This window comes from Pseudomonas izuensis (genome assembly GCF_002356535.2).
Lineage (GTDB): Bacteria > Pseudomonadota > Gammaproteobacteria > Pseudomonadales > Pseudomonadaceae > Aquipseudomonas > Aquipseudomonas izuensis.
In genome coordinates this window covers 874,317-895,373 of record NZ_AP017423.2, presented here as the reverse complement: position 1 = coordinate 895,373, position 21,057 = coordinate 874,317, and the positions used below count along the sequence as shown (strand labels likewise).

At 59.8% G+C, this 21,057-nt stretch carries 20 protein-coding genes; 6 read left to right on the top strand and 14 right to left on the bottom strand.

Annotated features, from left to right (window positions below; translation table 11 throughout):
- The first annotated feature begins 160 nt into the window (after window positions 1–160).
- The 5 genes from LAB08_RS03910 to LAB08_RS03890 all read left to right on the top strand — a co-directional run bounded on the left by LAB08_RS03910 (window position 161) and on the right by LAB08_RS03890 (window position 3,665).
- Window positions 161–1,654, top strand: coding sequence for an RNA polymerase factor sigma-54 (locus LAB08_RS03910; RefSeq protein ID WP_096513441.1), 1,494 nt, complete (start codon window positions 161–163; stop codon window positions 1,652–1,654).
- A 74-nt stretch (window positions 1,655–1,728) separates the two neighbouring features.
- Window positions 1,729–2,037 carry a ribosome hibernation-promoting factor, HPF/YfiA family gene (gene hpf / locus LAB08_RS03905; RefSeq protein ID WP_007941242.1) on the top strand — a complete coding sequence of 103 codons (309 nt, stop codon included), beginning with the start codon at window positions 1,729–1,731 and terminating at the stop codon, window positions 2,035–2,037.
- Window positions 2,038–2,049: 12 nt separating this feature from the next.
- On the top strand, window positions 2,050–2,514 hold the full coding sequence (gene ptsN / locus LAB08_RS03900) for a PTS IIA-like nitrogen regulatory protein PtsN (RefSeq protein WP_096513442.1): 465 nt from the start codon (window positions 2,050–2,052) through the stop codon (window positions 2,512–2,514).
- 2 nt (window positions 2,515–2,516) lie between these two features.
- The gene (gene rapZ, locus LAB08_RS03895; protein ID WP_096513443.1) at window positions 2,517–3,374 is read left to right on the top strand and encodes an RNase adapter RapZ; all 858 of its coding nucleotides are present in this window, start codon (window positions 2,517–2,519) and stop codon (window positions 3,372–3,374) included.
- A 15-nt stretch (window positions 3,375–3,389) separates the two neighbouring features.
- Window positions 3,390–3,665, top strand: coding sequence for an HPr family phosphocarrier protein (locus LAB08_RS03890; protein ID WP_096513444.1), 276 nt, complete (start codon window positions 3,390–3,392; stop codon window positions 3,663–3,665).
- Between the two features lie 8 nt (window positions 3,666–3,673).
- Here LAB08_RS03890 and LAB08_RS03885 read toward each other — a convergent pair whose 3' ends face one another.
- The 6 genes from LAB08_RS03885 to pmbA all read right to left on the bottom strand — a co-directional run bounded on the left by LAB08_RS03885 (window position 3,674) and on the right by pmbA (window position 9,026).
- Complete coding sequence (locus tag LAB08_RS03885; protein ID WP_096513445.1) at window positions 3,674–4,567, bottom strand: ZIP family metal transporter; 894 nt, start codon at window positions 4,565–4,567, stop codon at window positions 3,674–3,676.
- A gap of 29 nt (window positions 4,568–4,596) precedes the next feature.
- Entirely contained in the window at window positions 4,597–5,208 is a 612-nt protein-coding gene (locus tag LAB08_RS03880) for a superoxide dismutase (RefSeq protein ID WP_096513446.1), read from the bottom strand.
- A gap of 1 nt (window position 5,209) precedes the next feature.
- A complete protein-coding gene (locus LAB08_RS03875) occupies window positions 5,210–5,638 on the bottom strand; it encodes a DUF2753 family protein (RefSeq protein ID WP_096513447.1) in 429 nt (142 codons plus the stop codon).
- Window positions 5,639–5,665: 27 nt separating this feature from the next.
- On the bottom strand, window positions 5,666–7,042 hold the full coding sequence (locus LAB08_RS03870; protein WP_096513448.1) for a class II fumarate hydratase: 1,377 nt from the start codon (window positions 7,040–7,042) through the stop codon (window positions 5,666–5,668).
- Entirely contained in the window at window positions 7,023–7,430 is a 408-nt protein-coding gene (locus LAB08_RS03865; RefSeq protein ID WP_096513449.1) for a FagA protein, read from the bottom strand. The genes LAB08_RS03870 and LAB08_RS03865 overlap by 20 nt, the downstream gene beginning before the upstream one ends.
- Before the next feature lie 249 nt (window positions 7,431–7,679).
- The gene (gene pmbA / locus LAB08_RS03860) at window positions 7,680–9,026 is read right to left on the bottom strand and encodes a metalloprotease PmbA (protein WP_096513450.1); all 1,347 of its coding nucleotides are present in this window, start codon (window positions 9,024–9,026) and stop codon (window positions 7,680–7,682) included.
- A gap of 108 nt (window positions 9,027–9,134) precedes the next feature.
- Between pmbA and yjgA the strand changes: the two genes are divergently transcribed.
- Window positions 9,135–9,659 carry a ribosome biogenesis factor YjgA gene (gene yjgA, locus LAB08_RS03855; RefSeq protein WP_008018722.1) on the top strand — a complete coding sequence of 175 codons (525 nt, stop codon included), beginning with the start codon at window positions 9,135–9,137 and terminating at the stop codon, window positions 9,657–9,659.
- 48 nt (window positions 9,660–9,707) lie between these two features.
- On the opposite strand, the gene tldD is transcribed toward yjgA, so the two are convergent.
- From tldD to mreB, 8 genes are all read right to left on the bottom strand, one after another.
- Window positions 9,708–11,150, bottom strand: a complete 1,443-nt coding sequence (tldD, locus tag LAB08_RS03850) for a metalloprotease TldD (protein WP_096513451.1) — start codon at window positions 11,148–11,150, stop codon at window positions 9,708–9,710.
- Between the two features lie 12 nt (window positions 11,151–11,162).
- Complete coding sequence (locus LAB08_RS03845; RefSeq protein ID WP_096513452.1) at window positions 11,163–12,017, bottom strand: carbon-nitrogen hydrolase family protein; 855 nt, start codon at window positions 12,015–12,017, stop codon at window positions 11,163–11,165.
- A gap of 184 nt (window positions 12,018–12,201) precedes the next feature.
- Entirely contained in the window at window positions 12,202–16,005 is a 3,804-nt protein-coding gene (locus LAB08_RS03840) for a YhdP family protein (RefSeq protein ID WP_096513453.1), read from the bottom strand.
- A 76-nt stretch (window positions 16,006–16,081) separates the two neighbouring features.
- Complete coding sequence (rng, locus tag LAB08_RS03835) at window positions 16,082–17,539, bottom strand: ribonuclease G (RefSeq protein ID WP_096513454.1); 1,458 nt, start codon at window positions 17,537–17,539, stop codon at window positions 16,082–16,084.
- A gap of 57 nt (window positions 17,540–17,596) precedes the next feature.
- A complete protein-coding gene (locus tag LAB08_RS03830; protein ID WP_096513455.1) occupies window positions 17,597–18,193 on the bottom strand; it encodes a Maf family protein in 597 nt (198 codons plus the stop codon).
- 45 nt (window positions 18,194–18,238) lie between these two features.
- Window positions 18,239–18,730 (bottom strand): rod shape-determining protein MreD, encoded by a 492-nt coding sequence (gene mreD / locus LAB08_RS03825; RefSeq protein WP_096513456.1) that lies wholly within the window; start codon window positions 18,728–18,730, stop codon window positions 18,239–18,241.
- A complete protein-coding gene (mreC, locus tag LAB08_RS03820; RefSeq protein ID WP_096513457.1) occupies window positions 18,730–19,860 on the bottom strand; it encodes a rod shape-determining protein MreC in 1,131 nt (376 codons plus the stop codon). The genes mreD and mreC overlap by 1 nt, the downstream gene beginning before the upstream one ends.
- Window positions 19,861–20,003: 143 nt before the next feature.
- Window positions 20,004–21,041 carry a rod shape-determining protein MreB gene (gene mreB, locus LAB08_RS03815; RefSeq protein WP_002555108.1) on the bottom strand — a complete coding sequence of 346 codons (1,038 nt, stop codon included), beginning with the start codon at window positions 21,039–21,041 and terminating at the stop codon, window positions 20,004–20,006.
- Window positions 21,042–21,057: the final 16 nt, after the last annotated feature.

The following is a 21,057-nucleotide window of genomic DNA, read 5'->3' as shown; positions in this document are numbered from 1 at the left end:
CCGAGCGCTTGTCTCGATAAAAAATCAACACTTTTTTATTGTTACAGCGCTCTAGGCAAACACCGCAACTTCGGGCATATAATTTGCTTATGTTTGGCGCTCCGGCGCCCTGTAGTGGATGGCGCATGTGCGCCGGCGAATAAGGTGTTAAGCCCCTGCCATGAAACCATCGCTAGTCTTGAGAATGGGCCAGCAGCTGACGATGACACCGCAGCTGCAACAGGCCATCCGTCTGCTCCAATTGTCGACCCTGGACCTGCAACAGGAAATCCAGGAGGCCCTGGAGTCCAATCCGATGCTCGAACGCCAGGAAGAAGGCGACGACTTCGATAACACTGACCCCTTGGCCGACAACGTCGAACAGAAGCCCAACACCGAGACTCAGGAACCCTCCTACCAGGAAAGCGCGCCAACCGTTGATAACCTCGACGAAGGCGACTGGAACGAGCGCATCCCCAACGAACTTCCTGTCGACACGGCATGGGAAGACGTTTACCAGACCAGCGCCAGCAGCCTGCCGAGCAACGATGACGATGAGTGGGATTTCACCACCCGCACATCCGCCGGTGAAAGCCTGCAAAGCCACTTGCTCTGGCAATTGAACCTGGCGCCGATGTCCGACACCGACCGCCTGATCGCCGTAACCCTGATCGACTGCATCAACAATCAGGGCTATCTGGACGAAACACTCGAGGAAATACTCGAGGCCTTCGATCCGGAATTGGACATCGAACTGGACGAAATCGAAGCCGTCCTGCACCGCATCCAGCAATTCGAACCAGCCGGCATCGGCGCCCGGAACCTGGGTGAATGCCTGTTGCTGCAATTGCGCCAGTTGCCGGTCAAGACTCCATGGCTGAACGAGGCCAAGCGCCTGGTGACCGATTTTATCGATCTGCTCGGCAGCCGCGATTACAGTCAGTTGATGCGCCGCATGAAGCTCAAGGAAGATGAGCTGCGCCAGGTCATCGAACTGGTTCAGAGCCTCAATCCGCGTCCCGGCTCCCAGATCGAATCTACCGAAGCCGAATACGTCGTCCCTGACGTGATCGTGCGCAAGGACAATGAGCGCTGGCTTGTGGAACTGAACCAGGAGTCCGTGCCACGGCTGCGGGTCAACGCCCAGTACGCCGGCTTCGTGCGCCGCGCCGACACCAGCGCTGATAACACCTTCATGCGCAATCAGTTGCAGGAGGCCCGCTGGTTCATCAAGAGCCTGCAAAGCCGCAACGAAACCCTGATGAAAGTGGCCACCCAGATCGTCGAGCATCAGCGCGGCTTCCTGGAATATGGCGACGAAGCCATGAAACCACTGGTCCTGCATGACATCGCTGAAGCGGTCGGCATGCACGAGTCAACGATCTCTCGAGTGACCACACAGAAATTCATGCATACCCCCCGGGGCATCTATGAACTGAAATACTTTTTCTCCAGTCACGTCAGCACCTCTGAAGGCGGCGAATGCTCGTCCACGGCGATCCGCGCGATCATCAAAAAACTGGTTGCCGCGGAAAATCAGAAAAAGCCGTTGAGTGACAGCAAGATCGCTGGTTTACTGGAGGCACAAGGCATTCAGGTGGCTCGCCGCACCGTCGCCAAGTACCGCGAATCCCTCGGGATCGCGCCTTCGAGCGAACGCAAGCGGTTGATGTAGAGCCACGCCACAGCGTTCCAGTGGTAGATCATCTGATCTACCGCTTAATGCACTGGCAACGAAGGAGAAGCTGTATGCAAGTCAACATCAGTGGACACCAACTGGAAGTGACCGAACCTCTTCGCACCTACATCGGCGAAAAACTCGAACGATTGGAGCGACATTTCGACAAGATCACCAACGTGCAGGTCACGATGACGGTCGAAAAGCTGAAGCAGAAAATCGAAGCCACGTTGCATATTCCCGGCAATGAAGTGGTCGCCAACGCGGAACATACCGATATGTACGCGGCGATCGACGCACTGACCGACAAGCTGGATAAACAACTCAAAAAGCATAAGGAAAAGACCCAGAGCCTCCTCCAGGGCGCTACCGGTCGTTAACACTCCCAACCCATGATCCGACTTGAAAGCATCCTGACCCCCGGCCGTTCCCTGGTGAACGTGCCGGGCGGCAGTAAAAAGAAAGCCCTCGAGCAAATTGCCAATCTGATCGCCCGCGAAGTGCCGGGACTGGAGATGCAAGATGTCTTCGAGGCTTTGATTGCCCGTGAAAAACTCGGTTCGACCGGTTTTGGCAACGGCATCGCCATCCCTCATTGTCGCCTGAAGGGTTGTATCTCGCCCATCAGCGCCTTGATGCACCTTGACGCCCCTATCGATTTCGACGCCATCGATGGCGCACCGGTTGACCTGCTGTTCGTCCTGTTGGTCCCGCAAGCCGCTACCGATGCGCACCTGGAGCTGTTGCGCCAGATCGCCAGCATGCTCGACCGCAAGGACGTGCGCGACAAACTGCGTAGCGCCCCGAGCAATGAAGCCTTGTATCAGGTTGTCCTGGACGAGCAAAACGGGCACTAATCATGCGCTTGATCATCGTCAGCGGCCGTTCCGGCTCAGGTAAAAGTACCGCCCTCGATGTGCTTGAGGACAACGGCTACTACTGCATCGACAACCTGCCTGCCGGCTTGTTGCCGGAGTTGGCCGAACGCGCGTTGATTCACACTGAACTGTCACAGCCGCTGGTTGCCGTATCCATCGATGCACGCAACCTGCCAAGCCACTTGTCGCGGTTCCCAGAGCTGCTGGAAGAAGTCCGCAGCCGTCACATCCAGTGTGATGTCCTGTACCTGGATGCCGACGAAGAAACCCTGCTCAAACGCTTCTCTGAAACCCGCCGTCGCCACCCGCTGAGCAGTGCCAATCGCTCGCTGGCCGAGGCGATCAATGATGAAACGGACCTGCTCGGCCCTATCGCCGACCTGGCCGATCTCAAAGTAAACACCACCAATCTGAACCTGTATCAACTGCGCGATACCATCAAGCTACGCCTGTTGAACCAGCCGGAACCCGGCACAGCTTTCCTGGTGGAATCTTTCGGCTTCAAGCGTGGCATGCCGGTCGATGCCGACCTGGTGTTCGATGTACGCTGCCTGCCCAATCCCTACTGGAAACCGGAGTTACGCGCGCAGTCCGGGCTCGATCAACCGGTTGCGGAGTATCTGGCGGCACAGCCGGATGTCGAAGAAATGTTCCAGGATATCTCCACCTACCTGCTCAAATGGCTACCCCGCTTTGCTGCCAGCAACCGCGCTTATGTCACCATTGCCATCGGTTGCACCGGCGGACATCACCGCTCTGTCTACCTGACCGAACGCTTGGGCAAGACCCTGCAGCAATCCCTGAAGAACGTCCAGGTCCGCCACCGCGACCTCAGCTAAAGGATTCACATCGCGATGCCTGCTCTGGAAATCGAAATCATCAACAAACTGGGCCTGCATGCCCGGGCGTCCGCAAAATTCGTCGGGGTCGCCGGCCAATTCAAGGATTGCACGATCAGGGTAGGACGCACGCCGGAATCCACCGTCGACGGCAAAAGCATCATGGCCATGATGATGCTTGCTGCCGGCAAGGGCACCAAAATCCATCTGAGCACGGAAGGCGAGCAGGAGCAGGAAGCGATGGATGCGCTGGTGGCCTTGATCAATAACTTCTTCGACGAAGGCGAGTGAATGCTCGCCTAGTCGAGCGCAGTATCCATCACCATCATCAGACAGAATCCGATCAACAGCCCAAGGCTGGCCAACTTGTCATGACCGTGTCGACGCGACTCGGGAATGACTTCGTGGGTCACCACCAGCAACATGGCCCCGGCTGCCAATGCCAGGCCCAAAGGCAACAGCAGTTCAGCCAGGCTCACCAGCCACGCGCACAACAGGGCGAACACTGGCTCGACCAGGCCTGATGCGGCACCCATCAGGAACGCCTTGAACCGCGACATCCCTGCTCCGGCCAATACCAGGGCAATCACCAACCCTTCCGGCACATCCTGCAACGCAATGCCCATCGCCAGACTGTCGGCATCAGGCATACCGCCACCTGCCGAGACGCCGACGGCCATACCTTCGGGAATGTTATGGGCAATGATCGCGAACACGAACAGCCAGATCCGCGGCGCAATCACCGGATGCTCCACCGTGCCGACGAGCATTTGCGGTGATGCACCGGACACTTTGCGATCCACCAGAAACAGACCGAACGCGCCGAGCATGATGCCCAAACAGATCAGGCCACTGGCCGTCCACGGGGTCATGCCAAGGCTTTCTGCTGCCGCTATGCCGGGCACGATCAGCGAAAACGCGGTCGCCGCCAGCATCACGCCAGCACCAAACCCCAACAAAGTATCGCCCAGAGCCTGGGGCATGCGCCGAATCACCAGCACCGGCACCGCACCCAGCGCGGTGCCGAGGGCGCAGATCACACCACCCTGCAACGCCCGCGATAACCTGGGTTCCAGTTCCAGCCACTCCAGCCCGTGCGCCACCAGCAAGCTCATGCCCGCCAGCATTAACAGCGATCCAAACGCGTAACGAAACATTCGTCCACTTCCGATCGCCAGTGTTTCAGTGCCCATAGTCAGCCTTGGATTGTTTTTATGAAGACTTAAATCAGTGCAGCCTGATAGCGCGCAGCAACTTCAGGCCAGTTGATCACGTTGTAGAACGCACTGATGTATTCCGGGCGGCGGTTCTGATAATGCAGGTAATAGGCATGTTCCCAGACATCCAGGCCGAGGATCGGCGTATTGCCGCTCATCAATGGGCTGTCCTGGTTACCGCTGCTTTCCACCACCAGGGTCTTTAGCGGCGTCACGCTCAACCAGGCCCAACCACTGCCGAAACGGGTCAGCGCCGCTTTGGTGAAGGCATCCTTGAAGCTGTCGAGACCACCCAGTTGCTCATCGATGGCGTTGGCCAGTGCACCTTCAGGCTTGCCGCCACCATGGGGCGCCATAACTTCCCAGAACAACGAATGATTGGCGTGACCACCGCCCTGATTGATCACTGCCGCACGGAGTTTTTCCGGCAGTTGGTGCACGGCGGCCACCAGTTTTTCCACCGGCCACTCGGCGAACTCAGTGCCTTCGACCGCGGCGTTCAGGTTGTTGATGTAGGTCTGGTGATGCCTGGTGTAGTGAATCTCCATGGTCTGCGCATCGATGTGCGGTTCCAGGGCGTCATAGGCGTACGGCAAGACAGGCAAGGTAAAAGCCATTTCAGTGAACTCCATGTGGTTGGGGCGCAGGCGTGGCGGCATCGATGTGCAGCAAGCGATGGGTGCGCGGGTACTCGCCGTGTTCGCTGATGAAATTCAGCAGCTCGACGTAGGTTTTGCTGCTCTGGCGCAACGCAGCTTCACGCAAGGACTGCGGCAGCCGCGGATCCTGCATGACCTGCAACAGCCGCTGGTGAATCGCGCACAGGTACTCGGCGCTCTCCTCCGGCTGGTTCAAACGCAAATGCAGGTCCGCCAGGTTGTGATGGGAAATCACGCAGGCCGCCACCGCTTCATCGGCATTCGCCCAGCGCTCGAACAACACTTGGGCCAGGGCCAATGCCTGCAAGTAAGCCTCGCGAGCATCGACCAGTTCACCCAACATGAAAAAGCGATTGGCTCTTTCGATCGTGCGTTTCCAGTGCTCCATGGTGAACCTCCAAAGCGGTGGTGGTGTTTACACGCCGCCAGCGGTGAGTTTTTCCGGGTTAAGCAGCTCTTCCAGCTGGCTGCGCGACAGGTCGGTATGTTCCAGGGCGACATCGATCACGGGCCGGCCTTGCTGATAAGCCTTCTTGGCGATTTCCGCAGCCTTCTGGTAGCCAATGATCGGGTTGAGTGCGGTCACCAGAATCGGGTTACGCGACAACGCTTCCTTGAGCCGTGCGTCATTGACCTTGAAGCTGGCGATAGCCTTTTCACCGAGCAGACGGCTGGCATTGGCCAGCAATTCGATGCTGCTGAGAAGGTTCTGGGCAACGATCGGCAGCATGACGTTCAGCTCGAAGTTGCCCGACTGACCGGCGATGGTGATGACGGTGTCGTTGCCGATGACTTGAGCAGCCACCATGGCGGTGGCTTCAGGAATGACCGGATTGACCTTGCCCGGCATGATCGAAGAACCCGGTTGCAAGGCTTCGAGTTCGATTTCACCCAGGCCGGCCAACGGCCCGGAGTTCATCCAGCGCAGGTCATTGGCGATTTTCATCAGCGATACGGCAGTAGCCTTGAGTTGCCCGGAGACAGCGACGGCGGTGTCCTGGGAACCGATTAACGCAAACAGATCCACACCCGGGGTGAATTGAACCTGGGTCAGTCTGCTCAGCTGCTGGCTGAATCGCCCGGCGAACTCGGGATGCGCATTGACCCCGGTGCCCACCGCCGTGCCACCCTGGGCCAGGGATTGCAGGCTTGGCTGCAAATCCTGCAAATGACCGATATTGGCCTTGAGCTGTTGCGCCCAACCGTTGAGTACCTGGCTCATGCGCACCGGCATCGCATCCATCAGGTGGGTACGCCCTGTTTTGACATGGTGATGCACCTGTCCGGCCTTGCGCTCGATCACCTGCACCAGCCCGGTCAGCGCCGGCAACAACTGCTCGTGTAATGCCAGCGCCGCACTGACGTGGATGGTGGTCGGAATGATGTCGTTGCTGCTTTGGCCACAGTTGACGTGATCGTTAGGGTTCACCGGCTCGCCGAGCAAACGGCTGGCCAGCGTGGCGATCACTTCGTTGGCGTTCATGTTGGAACTGGTGCCGGAACCGGTCTGGAAGATATCCACAGGGAAGTGCTGCATGAAATCGCCTTCAAGCAGACCTTGCGCTGCATCGACGATGGCTTTGCCCAGGGATTCGCTGATCTGCTTGAGCTCGATGTTGGCGCGGGCGGCCGCGGCCTTGGCCAGGATCAGTGCGCGAATGAACTGCATCGGCATCGGTTTGCCGCTGATCGGGAAGTTATCCACCGCACGTTGCGTCTGTGCGCCATAGAGGGCGCCTTCCGGGACCTGTAGTTCACCCATGCTGTCGCGCTCAATACGTGTCTTGGTCATCTGAAAATCCTTGCACCAGTTCAATTAACGGAATCGAGGGTTGCAACTCGCAGGTCGCCAGTTGCCAGGTGTAGCTTTGCCAGCGCTTGAGGCGGCATTTGCACAGAGAGAGGCGTTCCAGATCACGCAGCGGACGCCAGGCCTGGTCCAGGCAGTAGGTGCGCCAGTGCCAGGGCAGTGCGACATCGGCGGCGGTATCGAGCAATAAACGGAAAGAGGTTTCAGCGACGGTCCAGGGTGAAGTTGCCGTGCAACAGGCCAGGTACCGGCCTTCCGCCAGGTAATGTTGGATCAGGCGAGGTTCGTCGGGATCCATCGCGCAACGGATCTGGCGACTCATCCAGCGCCAACTTTCGAGGTAAGGCTGCTCGTGCAAGGCAGAACTCATGATCCGGGCTCATTCGATAATGAGATTTATTATTAAATGATAATGAGAAACAAAACAAGTGAGCCACAGCACACAAACGCTTCTGTAGGAGCAAAGCTTGCTCGCGATGACGGATTAACATTCAGCATCGATGTTGACTGTTACGCCGCCATCTCGAGCAAGCTTTGCTCCTACAGGGGGGCAGTGCACGGCGCATAAAAAAAGCGCGCCACCCGATGGGTGGCGCGCCTTTGTTTACAGCGAGAAAGATCAGCTACCGGCGACTGTCATCCGCTCGATCAGCACCGAGCCCGTACGAATGTTGCTGCGCAGTTCCAGATCGTTACCCACGGCGAGGATCTGCTTGAACATGTCGCGCATGTTGCCGGCGATGGTCACTTCCTGAACCGCGAACTGGATTTCGCCGTTCTCAACCCAATAACCCGCCGCGCCACGGGAGTAATCGCCCGTCACCATGTTCAGGCCCTGACCCATCAGCTCGGTCACCAGCAAGCCACGCCCCATACGCCGCAGCAAGGCAGCCTGGTCTTCGTCGCCATGGGTGACGAACAGGTTGTGCACGCCACCGGCATTCGCGGTGCTCGGCATGCCGAGTTTGCGACCGGAGTACGTACCGAGAATATAGGACACCAGTTCGCCTTTTTCGACGAACGGTTTGGCGTAGGTCGCCAGGCCATCGCCATCGAACGCCGCACTGCCCAAGGCACGCATCAGGTGCGGACGCTCGTCGAGGGTCAGCCACTCCGGAAACAGCTTCTGCCCCAGCGTGCCTTCGAGGAACGACGACTTGCGATACAGGTTGCCACCGGAAATCGCCGACAGGAAACTGCTGAACAAACCACCGGCCAGCTCCGCGGAAAACAGCACCGGTACTTCGCAGGTCGGGACCGGACGCGCGCCCAGGCGGCTCGCCGCCCGTTGCGCGGCGCGCTGGCCGATGCTCACCGGGTCGGCCAACAGGTTGCCCTGACGGTTCACGTCGTACCAGTAATCACGCTGCATCTGGCCATCGGCCTCGGCGATCATCACGCAGCTCAGGCTGTGCCGGGTCGATGCATAGCCGCCGATAAACCCGTGGCTGTTGCCGTAGACCCGGCAACCCTGATGGGTGCTCAGGGTGGTGCCGTCGGCGTTCTTGATCCGCGCGTCGGCATCGAATGCCGCCGCTTCGCAGAGCAGGGCTTTTTCGATGGCCTGCTCCGGGGTGATGTCCCATTCGTGGAACAGATCAAAATCTTGCAGATCCCTGGCCATCAGCGCCGCATCTGCCAGGCCCGACGCTTCGTCTTCGGAGGTGTGCCTGGCGATGGCCAGTGCCGCCGCCACGGTTTCCCGAATCGCCTCCGGACCACTGGCCGAGGTGCTGGCCGACCCCTTGCGTTGCCCCACGTACAGGGTGATACCAAAGCCCTGATCACGGTTGAATTCGACGGTTTCGACCTCGCGCTGGCGTACCGAAGTCGACAGCCCCTGCTCCAGGGACACCGCCACTTCACAGGCGCTGGCGCCCTGGCGCTTGGCTTCAGCGATGATCTGCTCGACTTGTTCTTGCAGTGCCGGCAATGCTTGTGGGCCGACGCTTTCAACTGCACTCATGCTGTTCTCCACTCAAATTCTGCTTTCGGTGACGCTCATCGAGCGACCGGGCCGGACAAGCGGCCCCCGACTGGTTATCATGGCGGCGTTTCTTTGCGGACGGCCACCATGGTTGATTCTTACGACGACTCCCTCGATACGGGAGAAAAAAGCAAATCCCAGGTCAAACGCGAGCTGCATGCTCTGGTTGATCTTGGCGAGCGCCTTACAACACTCAAGCCTGACTTGGTGGCAAAACTGCCTTTGACCGACGCCTTGCGCCGGGCCCTGGCCGATGCCCCCAAGCACACCGCGAACATCGCGCGTAAACGGCATCTTCAGTTCATCGGCAAATTGATGCGCGATCAGGACACTGACGCCATTCTGGTTTTGCTCGACCAACTCGATGCCTCCACTCGCCAGTACAACGAGCGCTTCCATAACCTGGAGCGCTGGCGGGATCGCCTGATTGCCGGTGACGATGCCGTTCTGGAAAAATTCGTCGTCGACTACCCTGACGCCGATCGCCAGCAGCTGCGTTCCATGATCCGTCAGGCCCAGCACGAGGTTGCGCAAAACAAGCCTCCTGCTTCCAGCCGTAAAATCTTCAAGTACATCCGTGAGCTGGACGAGACTCAACGCGGTCTGCGTTGATTCCCGGACCGGGTGAGTCGCCACGCGACTCACCCGCCGCTCCATTCCTTACGAGCCCGTGCCACCCACGGTAATCGCATCAATTTTCAGCGTTGGCTGGCCGACACCCACCGGCACCGACTGCCCATCCTTGCCGCACGTCCCCACGCCACTATCCAGCGCCAGATCGTTGCCGACCATCGACACCTTGCTCATGGCTTCCGGGCCGTTGCCGATCAAGGTCGCGCCTTTGACCGGGGCGGTGATCTTGCCGTCTTCGATCAGGTACGCCTCGCTGGTGGAGAATACGAACTTGCCACTGGTGATATCGACCTGACCGCCGCCAAGGTTGGCGCAGTAGATGCCCTTCTTCACCGAGGCGATGATTTCCGCCGGGTCGCTTTCGCCGGCCAGCATGTAGGTGTTGGTCATGCGTGGCATGGGCAAGTGTGCATAGGATTCACGACGCCCGTTACCGGTGCGGGCCACGCCCATCAGGCGCGCGTTGAGCTTGTCCTGCATGTAACCCTTGAGCACGCCGTTCTCGATCAGCGTGGTGCACTCGGTCGGGGTACCTTCGTCGTCAACGCTCAAGGAGCCACGGCGACCGGACAGGGTGCCGTCATCGACGATGGTGCAGAGCTTGGAGGCAACCATCTCGCCCATGCGCCCGCTATAGGCCGAGCTGCCCTTGCGATTGAAGTCACCTTCCAGACCGTGGCCGACTGCTTCGTGCAGCAGCACGCCCGACCAGCCCGAACCGAGCACCACGGGCAATGTGCCAGCCGGCGCAGGAATAGCCTCCAGATTGACCAGTGCCTGGCGCAGCGCTTCGCGGGCATAACTCATGGCGCGATCTTCGGCGAGGAAATAACGGTAATCGGTGCGACCGCCACCGCCATGACCACCGCGCTCGCGACGGCCGTTCTGCTCGACGATCACACTGACATTGAAACGCACCAGCGGCCGCACATCCGCCGCCAGCCCGCCGTCGGTGGATGCCACCAGAATTCGCTCCCAGACACCGGCCATGCTCACGGTGACTTGCTGGATGCGCGGATCGAGCGCGCGCGTGGCAGCATCGATGCGCTTGAGCAGGTCGACCTTCTCGGCACGGGTCAGCACTTCCAGAGGATTGTCCGGCGCGTACAACTGCGCGACATCCTGGGTGGTGAACGCTTGCACCGTGCCATTTTGCCCGGCACGGGAGATCGAACGGGCAGCACGGGCCGCTGCACCCAGGGCTTCCAGGGTGATCGCGTTGCTGTAGGCGAAACCGGTTTTTTCACCCGATTGCGCCCGCACTCCCACACCCTGGTCAAGGTTGAAGCTGCCTTCCTTGACGATGCCGTCTTCCAGCGCCCAGGACTCGGAGATCTGCCCCTGGAAATACAGGTCGGCGGCATCGATACCCGGACCGGCCAGGTCGCCAAGCACACCTTGCAGACTTTCAATCGTTACGCCGCCGGGCGCCAGGAGGTGTTCACTGACTGAGGACAACAACTCGCTCATATGTTTTACGCCTTAAATTCGTCGTTCTGATGCAGGTCGCTGGGCGCCCTGCGAGAAAAAGCGCCGGTGACTGGACACCGGCATCCGCGCCCGGATGGACGCCTGTTCGTTGCTGTCACGTTCGGCCAGCAGCACGGCCTCGCCCTGATCCTGTTGCGCCAACACGCGTCCCCATGGATCGACGATTGCCGCATGGCCCCAGGTCTCCCGCGGCCCCGGATGCGTCCCACCCTGGGCAGCCGCGAGCACATAACACTGGGTTTCGATGGCCCGCGCGCGAATCAGCACGTCCCAGTGCGCGGCGCCAGTCACCGCGGTAAAGGCCGACGGCGCGGTAATCAGTTCCGCGCCGGCGGCACGCAATTCGCTGTACAGCTCCGGGAAGCGCAAGTCATAACAGACCGTCAGGCCGACTCGCCCCACCGGCGTGTCCGCAACCACTACCCCACTGCCATAAGCATAGTCATCGGATTCGCGATAACGGCCGCGATTGTCGGCTACGTCCACGTCGAACAAATGCAACTTGTCATAGCGCGCCACCGTTTCGCCCTGATCATTGACCAGCAATGAGCAGGCATGCGACTTGGCCGTCGGTTGATCCACCGGAGGCAACGGCAAAGTGCCAGCCACTATCCATAATTTGAGGTCGCATGCGGTCCGTTTCAACCAGGGCAGTATCGGGCCTTCGCCCAGCGCCTCGGCGCGGCCGATGTCGGCAATATCGCGTCGGCCCATGGCGGCGAAGTTTTCCGGCAGCACGGCAAGCCTGGCACCCGCGGCCGCAGCCTGCTCCAGCAAGCGACGGGCCTGGGTCAGATTGGCCAGCACATCGCTCTGGCTGACCATTTGAATCACCGCAACAGACATGGGTTTTTCCTTGATTGAAATCAGCACAAACCTGTAGGAGCGAGCTTGCTCGCCGTGGACGTGAACGATAACGCGTACTGCCTGGATGAATGCGGTGTTCTCACATTCTTCGCGAGCAAGCTCGCTCCTACAGGGGGGCGAGCCGTTCTGACCATGCTACTCCAAAGGTCCGAAGGCTGGCGTTTCAAAAAGGTTGGTCGAAGGTGATTTTCGGGTCTTTCCAGGGGCCTTTGACGGTGTATTTCACGCTGGCAAAACGGGCCACACGATCACCAATCAACTTGTCGATCAGGAACAGCGCCCCGCCGATGGCCGGTGCGCCGACGATCAGTGCGGCAATCGGCAGGTTGTTGGTCACCGGCAAGGTCACCAACAATTTGGCGTCGATCTGATCGCCCACCAGGTTCAGGGTGCCATTGAGTTCAACATTGCTCGAGGGGCCTGTCATCTGGATCGGCTCGCGGGTGACGTACACGCCGTTGGTTGCCACCAGCAGCCCCTTGACCCTGTCGTAGCTCAAGCCTTTACCGAACAGGTCGGAGAAGTCCAGGCGCAAGCGCCTGCCAATGGAGTTGAAATTGAGCAACCCGAACACCCGCAATGCCTGAGCACCGCCCTCGACTTCCACAAACTGGCCTTCCTTCATCGAAGCATCGAGGGTGCCGGAGAATCGCTTGGAGGCTAGCCAGGCCGGTGAGCCGGGCCATCGGCCATCGACATCCATACGGAATTCCTGACTGGTGACGCTTGGCGCAAAGCCCCAGCCCTTGAGCACATCCGCCAGGTTCTTGCCGTTGATCCGGCCCTTGAACCAGCTTGTGCTGGAGCCGGGCGCGCCTTCCCAGCCGCCGTTGCCTTGCAACAGGATGCCCTTGAGGCCCATGTCCAGCGAGTTGAGAGCAATGCCCCTGCCCGTCGGACGCACCTTCAACGACCAGCCGCCCACCAGGTCATTGCCCTGGAACAGTTGATTGATGGTGATATCCAGCGCCGGGATCTTGCTCGGGTCTACAGACGCCAGCGGATCCGGCGAATTCTCGTCGGCCAGGACCGTGGGGTCGGGTGCCGGCAGACGTACGGTTTGCAGATTGATCACGATCGGTGCGACTTTCGAATCAGGAATGCTGGCGCTGCCCTTGACCTGCTGACTGTCGAGTTGCAAAGCCCAGGAGGCCGGCTTGCGTGTCAACTGCACCGACGCCTGATCCAGCGTGGTGCCGAGGGCGCTGAGCTTGCCAACCTTGAAATCCGCGCCGCTGAGCAGCTGTTTGGCACTGCCACCGGGGTCTTTCCCGGCGTATTTGGTCATCAAGTCCTGCCACGGACCGATGTCCAGCTCCGACAGCACGCCGCGCACCCGCAGGCCTTTTGCGTCAGGCAGCACCGCATTGCCGTTGCCCAGGAACAACTCACCGCGCCCCTCGGCAAAATTGCCGGTCGGTGCGGCAAAGGTGAAGTTGGCCAATTCGCCATAATTCACCCAGTAACGACGCTCCGCTCCTTGCAGGGTCATGCGGAACGTCGTATCGCGCCCCGCATCTGCTGTCATGCCGAAAGGTGCCGGCAAATCAATTGCAACGCCTTTGAGATCGGAATTGACCATCAATTGGCTATCAGCCCCATCCAGGGTCAGTTTCAGCTGATACGGAATCACGCCGCTGGCGGGCAGTGGCTGGGTTACGCTCAGCCACTCCGAGAGTTTTTTGACTTCGACTTGCCCCGAAGCGGTGACCCGTGTATTGAGCTTGCCCTCGCGGCCATCGGCGAAGATCTGCGCGCTCACCGGTTTGTCGAACGCACGGGCGGTGATGTTCTGCCCGCTCAGTCCTTTGGCACTGTCGAATCGGAAATCGCCTTTGAGCTGAGTGAGTTCCAGAGGCGGTTCGGCCAGCTTCAGGCGAGCCTTGGCCGTCTTGAAGTCGACCAGGATTTTCGGTTGTTCGCCCTTGGTCAGTGGAATATCCAGCTTCAACTTGCCTTGCAGATCACCGTCGCCTTCCCATCCGGCGAAGGTGTCGGCGGTACCGATGGGTGCTTGCTGCAGGATTTTCAGGCCATCGCCCAGGCCTCCGGCGAACGCGCCGTCGAGAAACAGGTGAGGACTTTGCCCTTCCGGTGCATGGGGAATATTGACGTAAATATCGCTGACCTGGGTGTCGAGCAGTTGCCCCTTGCTGGCCAGAATCCTCACACCACTGTCTTCCACGAACACATCACCCGTGACCTTGCTGACATGGGGCCAACCCGGCTGGAATGCCAATTCGGCATCGTGCACCTTGAAAAACAGACTGATGCTGCGCGCGGTATCGGCCGCGCCGTGGTTCAACGACCCTTGGTACTGGAAGAAACCTTGATCCACCGCTCCTTTGAGAATCGCCGTGCGCAGCCATTCGTCCAATGCCGGGCTGAGGACCGCCGGCAGGTACTTGGCGGTATAACGACCGTCACCCTCGACCATACCGACCCGCAGGTCCATGTAGTCTTCCTGGGTGTGATCGAAATGCAGGCGGATCAGGAAATCGCCGGCAATCTTGCCCTCTTCGCCCAACACTTTCAGGTATGGCGCGATCAGCGTGAAACCTTCTTTGTCGAGCTTCCAGGTCAGGCGGGCATTGGCTTGAATGTACTGCCATGGCTTGGCGAAAATCGGGTCCAGGTGCAGCATGAAATCCTTGCTGTCCATGCGCAATTCGCCGTGCCCAAGGTCACCGCTGATGCTGCCCGTGACATTTCGCGCCGCCGGCGCACCGTGATAGGCATCGAAACCGACCCGGTCGAGGTTGGCGGCAAAGCTGAACTTGCTGTCATCCGTGGCATCGGGCCGCAGATCGATCAGCACATTCCGCAACCCGCCGGTGACCTTTAGCCGCTCGACCACCGTGGCAAATCCTTCCGGCAGTGGTGCCAGGGCATTGAGCAATGGCGTGAGCGGGGTAAGCTCGAAGCGGTCGGCCTGCAAATGCCAGAGTTCCCCGGACTTGTCGTCAGCGACAGACTGCTTGACTTGCAGACGCGATTCCCAGCGGGTCTCGCCGAGGTTCATCGCCAGGGAATCCACCGTCACCAACATGCCTTCGGCACTGCGCTGGAAATAGCCGTTTAGCGCCAGATTATTGATCTGAACCGGTTTACGGTCGGCATAGGCACCCTTGAGTTGGGGGGCATTCAAACGCACTGCGGCGCTTTGCAGCATGCCTTGGCCCCAGGTTGCCCACAGCTCGCCACCGGCCTTTATTTCGGAAAAATTCCACTGTTGGCTGATGCTCTCGGGCAACCATTTCGACCAGTCACTTTGCGGCAGGCTCAGGTAAATCTCGGCGGAACCGTCCTTCCACTCGCTCGCGCGAATGCGCGTGCGCAGGCTCATGGCCAGCGGTTGCCCATCAGGCAGGGTCAGGCGGGCATCGAGCCGTTGCCGGGTGGCACCGGTTTTCAGATTCAGGCCGACGTAGGTCAAGGTCAGCGGCGACGCTCCCCACGGCTGCAAGGTGATCTGGCTGTCGAGCAACGACAACTGCTGGAGCATCTGCATGCGATTGAGCAACTGTTCCGGATCGAGGGGCTGATCGTCCTTGACCGGGAAGCCTTCCAGCGCCCACTGACCGTCGTCGCCTTGCTTGAGGCTGATCTTCAGGCCGCTGAGTTCCAGATGGGCGATGCGCACGTCACGCGCCAGCACACTGGCCCAAAGGTCCGGCACTGCTTGCACATGATCCAGGTGGAGGGCGTTAGCGCCCTCGCCCACGGTCACATCGTGAGCCGACAAAACAGGGGCGAACCCCCTCCAGCTGCCTTTCAACTCGCCGATTTGCAGCGGCATGCCCAAGGCCTCGCCGGCCTTTGCTTCGACTTCAGCACGGTACTCGGCCGACAAGGGCGCCAGCTCCCGGCCCAGACTGACGTACAACGCCATCAACACCAAAACCAACGCGCACAGGCCCAGACCCCAGCGGGTCAGTGCGGCCAAAATGCGTGTCAGACGCTCCATGTCAGTTGGCTCCCATGGCAAAAAATCCTGCAAAAAGCTGAGGCCAGCCGTTCAGAAACAATCAAAATGCAGCGAATCAGAGCAGCACCACGTCGTATTGTTCCTGGGAATACATGGTTTCTACCTGGAACCGAATGGTGCGCCCAATGAACCCTTCAAGCTCGGCAACGTTGCCCGACTCCTCATCGAGCAGGCGATCGACGACTTTCTGGTTCGCCAATACACGATAGCCTTCCGCCTGATAGGCGCGAGCTTCGCGGAGGATTTCGCGGAAGATTTCGTAGCAAACGGTTTCCGGGGTCTTCAACTTGCCGCGGCCCTGGCAACTGGTGCACGGCTCGCACAATATCTGCTCGAGGCTTTCGCGGGTGCGCTTGCGCGTCATCTGAACCAGGCCCAACTCGGTGATGCCGATGATGTTGGTCTTGGCGTGGTCACGCTCCAGCTGCTTCTCCAGCGTGCGCAGCACTTGGCGCTGGTGCTCTTCATCTTCCATGTCGATGAAGTCGATGATGATGATCCCGCCCAGGTTGCGCAGGCGCAGTTGGCGAGCAATGGCGGTTGCAGCCTCAAGGTTGGTCTTGAAGATGGTTTCTTCGAGGTTGCGATGACCGACGAACGCCCCTGTATTGACGTCGATGGTACTCATGGCTTCTGCCGGATCGACCACCAGGTAACCGCCGGACTTCAGCGGGACTTTGCGTTCCAGGGCTTTCTGGATTTCGTCTTCGACGCCGTACAGATCGAAAATCGGTCGTTCGCCAGGGTAGTGCTCCAGACGATCGGCGATCTCCGGCATCAGTTCGGCAACGAACTGCGTGGTTTTCTGGAAGGTTTCCCGTGAGTCGATGCGAATCTTCTCGATCTTCGGGCTGACCAGGTCACGCAAGGTGCGCAGCGCCAGGCCGAGATCTTCATAGATTACGCTGGGAGCACTGATGGTCTTGATCTGGACATTGATCTGATCCCAGAGCCTTCGCAGATAGCGAATGTCCATGAGTATCTCGTCAGCCCCGGCGCCTTCGGCTGCCGTGCGCAGGATAAAACCGCCGGCCTCCTGGATGCCTTCTTTGGCGACGCAATCACTGACCACTTGCTTGAGGCGTTCGCGCTCGGCTTCGTCTTCGATCTTCAGCGAAATGCCGACATGTGCGGTGCGCGGCATGTACACCAGGTAGCGCGAAGGGATCGACAGCTGAGTGGTCAGGCGTGCGCCTTTGGAGCCGATCGGGTCTTTGGTGACTTGCACCACCAGGCTCTGGCCTTCGTGCACCAGGGCACTGATGCTCTCCACCGCCGGGCCTTCACGCAGGGAAATTTCCGAAGCATGGATGAACGCTGCGCGATCCAGGCCAATATCGACAAATGCCGCCTGCATGCCCGGCAATACCCGCACGACTTTGCCTTTATAGATGTTGCCGACGATCCCGCGCTTTTGCGTGCGCTCGACATGAACCTCTTGCAGGACACCGTTTTCGACCACCGCCACGCGCGATTCCATCGGCGTGATGTTGATCAGAATCTCTTCACTCATGGCAGGATCTCGTTCAGGCATGTTCACGATAATGGCCGCATCTGGTCAGTACGACGCTTAGCGCGCGTTATGGGTTTGCCAACAGGGTATGCCGAAATGGCCGAGCAGTTCCGCGGTTTCGCACAGTGGCAGTCCAACCACCGCCGAGTAGCTTCCATCGAGCCCGGCGACAAATACCGCACCCAATCCTTGAATTCCATAACCACCCGCCTTGTCCCGCGGCTCGCCGCTTGACCAGTAGGCCGCCGCCTCGTCGCTGCCGATGGGGCGAAAACGCACCACGCTGCGCACCACCCGCGACTCGCAGCGTTCACCGTCGAGCAGCGCAATGGCCGTCAGGACTTCATGTTCTTTACCGGACAACATCTTCAGCATGGCGCAAGCGTCGGCTTCATCAACCGGTTTGCCGAGAATTTTGCCGTCGAGCACCACGGCGGTATCAGCGCCCAGCACACAGAAGGAATCGTCGCTCACCACCGAATCGCGCCCGGCCGCAGCCTTGCCACGCGCGAGCCGTTCGACGTAGGCCGAGGGGGATTCATGAGCCAGAGGGGTTTCATCGATGTCCGCACTGATGGCGGTGAATGGCACGCCGATCTGCGTGAGCAGTTCACGCCGACGCGGCGAGCCAGAGGCAAGATACAGCCGTTTCATCAAGACATCTCCCTCTGTCCAAGTTCGGGCAAATGCCTGACCCAATTAATTGATTTTGTAGCGTCGACGCAATCCGCGCAAACCGAAGCTGATCCAGGGCCAGAGCAACGCGCTGACCAGAGCTGGCAATACCAGCGCCAGTGTTGGCTGACGATTGCCGGTCAGGGCGCTCAGCCATAGTTGAACCAGCTGAGCGAGGCCGAAGATCACCAGGATCACCAGGCTCTGCTGCCACATCGGGAACATCCGCAGGCGCTGTTGCAGCGCCAGCACCAGGTAGGTGATGAGGGTCAGGATCAATGCGTTCTGGCCCAGCAACGTGCCATACAGCACGTCTTCAGCCAGCCCCAGGCACCACGCGGTGACCATCCCGACTTTCTGCGGCAGGGTCAACGCCCAGAACGCCAGCAGCAAGGCCAGCCACAGCGGGCGAAGGATTTCCATGAATTGCGGTAGCGGCGAAACGCTGAGCAGCATGCCGATGGCAAACGTCAGCCAGACGATCCAGCCGTTTCGCGAGGCTTTGACACCGACCATTATTCTTGCCTCCCAGTGGTAGCCGGCTCAGAGACAGGCGGTTTGGCAACACGTTTCGCGGGTTGCGCTGCTGGAGGCTTGGTCGCCGGGGCAGTCGCAGGCGGTTTGGAAGCGGCAGGACGTGCGGCGGCAGGCTTGGCCGGGGCAGCTGCCGGAGCAGTCGCTGGGGCCGCTGGAGTGGCTGGCGCCGCGACGGCCGCCGGAACAACCGCAGGCTTGGGCACGGTCGCCGGGATGATTGGCCCACCGCCTTGCGCATCCAGAGACTCCTGAGCCTGCGCGGCGTCGTTCGCACGCTCTTCGGCAGTGCGGCCATCGCTGAACACCAGCAGCAGGTAACGACTGCGATTCAAGGCAGCGGTCGGCACCGCGCGAACAATGGCGAACGGCTGGCCGGAGTCATGTATCACTTCCTTGACCGTGGCCACCGGATAACCCGCCGGGAAACGCTGACCGAGGCCAGAGCTGACCAGCAGATCGCCTTCCTTGATATCGGCAGTATCCGCCACGTGACGCAGTTCGAGGCGTTCCGGGTTACCGGTGCCGCTGGCAATCGCCCGCAAGCCGTTGCGGTTGACCTGCACCGGAATGCTGTGGGTGGAATCGGTGAGCAACAAGACCCGGGAGGTATAGGGCATCAACTCGACCACTTGCCCCATCAGGCCACGGGCATCGAGTACCGGCTGACCGAGGATCACCCCGTCACGCTCACCTTTGTTGATGATGATGCGATGGGTGAACGGGTTGGGGTCCATGCCGATCAATTCGGCCACTTCGACCTTTTCGTTGACCAGTGCAGAAGAGTTGAGCAACTCGCGCAGCCGAACGTTCTGCTCGGTCAGGGAGGCGAGCTTTTGCATCCGCCCCTGCAGCAACAGGTTTTCGGTCTTGAGTTTTTCGTTTTCGGCGACGAGTTCGGTACGGCTGCCAAACTGGCTGGCCACCCCCTGCCATAGCCGCTGCGGCAGGTCGGTGATCCAGTAAGACTGCATCAGCACCAGCGACATTTGGCTACGCACTGGCTTGAGCAGTGTGAAGCGGGCATCGACCACCATCAGTGCGACCGAAAGCACGACCAGCACCAACAAGCGCACGCCCAGTGAGGGACCCTTGGTGAAAAGCGGTTTAATAAGCCGCTCCTCCCAGGCAAATGTTCTCTTTATTCATACGGCATCAAACTGGCCTGGATGCAGACTGACAGAAGATAAACGCGAACAGGCAGCACTGCAAAGTGCTGCCTGCGCGCTCAACAGCATGGAGGCGATCCGGCGACTTACTCGCTGGAGAGCAGATCCATGGTGTGCTTATCCATCATTTCCAATGCACGGCCACCGCCGCGAGCAACGCAGGTCAACGGGTCTTCGGCGACGATCACCGGCAGACCGGTTTCCTGGGCCAGCAACTTGTCGAGGTCACGCAGCAAGGCGCCACCACCGGTCAGTACCAGGCCACGCTCGGCGATATCGGAAGCCAGTTCCGGAGGCGATTGCTCCAGAGCGCTCTTCACAGCCTGAACGATGGTCGCCAGGGACTCTTGCAGAGCTTCCAGCACTTCGTTGGAGTTCAGGGTGAATGCGCGTGGAACGCCTTCGGCCAGGTTACGGCCACGCACGTCGACTTCACGCACTTCGCCGCCCGGGTAGGCCGTACCGATTTCCTGCTTGATGCGCTCGGCAGTGGACTCACCGATCAGGCTGCCGTAGTTGCGACGCACGTAGGTGATGATCGCTTCGTCGAAGCGGTCGCCGCCAACGCGGACGGATTCGGCGTAAACCACACCGTTCAGGGAGATCAGGGCAATTTCGGTAGTACCACCACCGATATCCACGACCATCGAACCGCGAGCTTCTTCAACCGGCAGGCCGGCACCGATGGCGGCGGCCATTGGCTCTTCGATCAGGAACACTTCACGGGCACCGGCACCGAGGGCCGATTCACGGATGGCGCGACGCTCAACCTGGGTGGATTTGCACGGAACGCAGATCAACACGCGAGGGCTAGGCTGCAGGAAGCTGTTTTCATGAACCTTGTTGATGAAGTACTGCAGCATCTTTTCGCAGACGCTGAAATCGGCGATCACGCCGTCCTTCATCGGACGAATGGCAGCAATGTTGCCCGGCGTACGACCAAGCATGCGCTTGGCTTCGGTGCCGACAGCAACGACACTTTTCTGGTTACCGTGTGTCCGAATGGCCACAACCGATGGCTCATTCAGGACGATACCGCGCTCGCGCACGTAAATAAGGGTGTTGGCAGTGCCCAGGTCAATGGAAAGATCGCTGGAAAACATGCCACGCAGTTTCTTGAACATGGGAAAGGGACCCTAG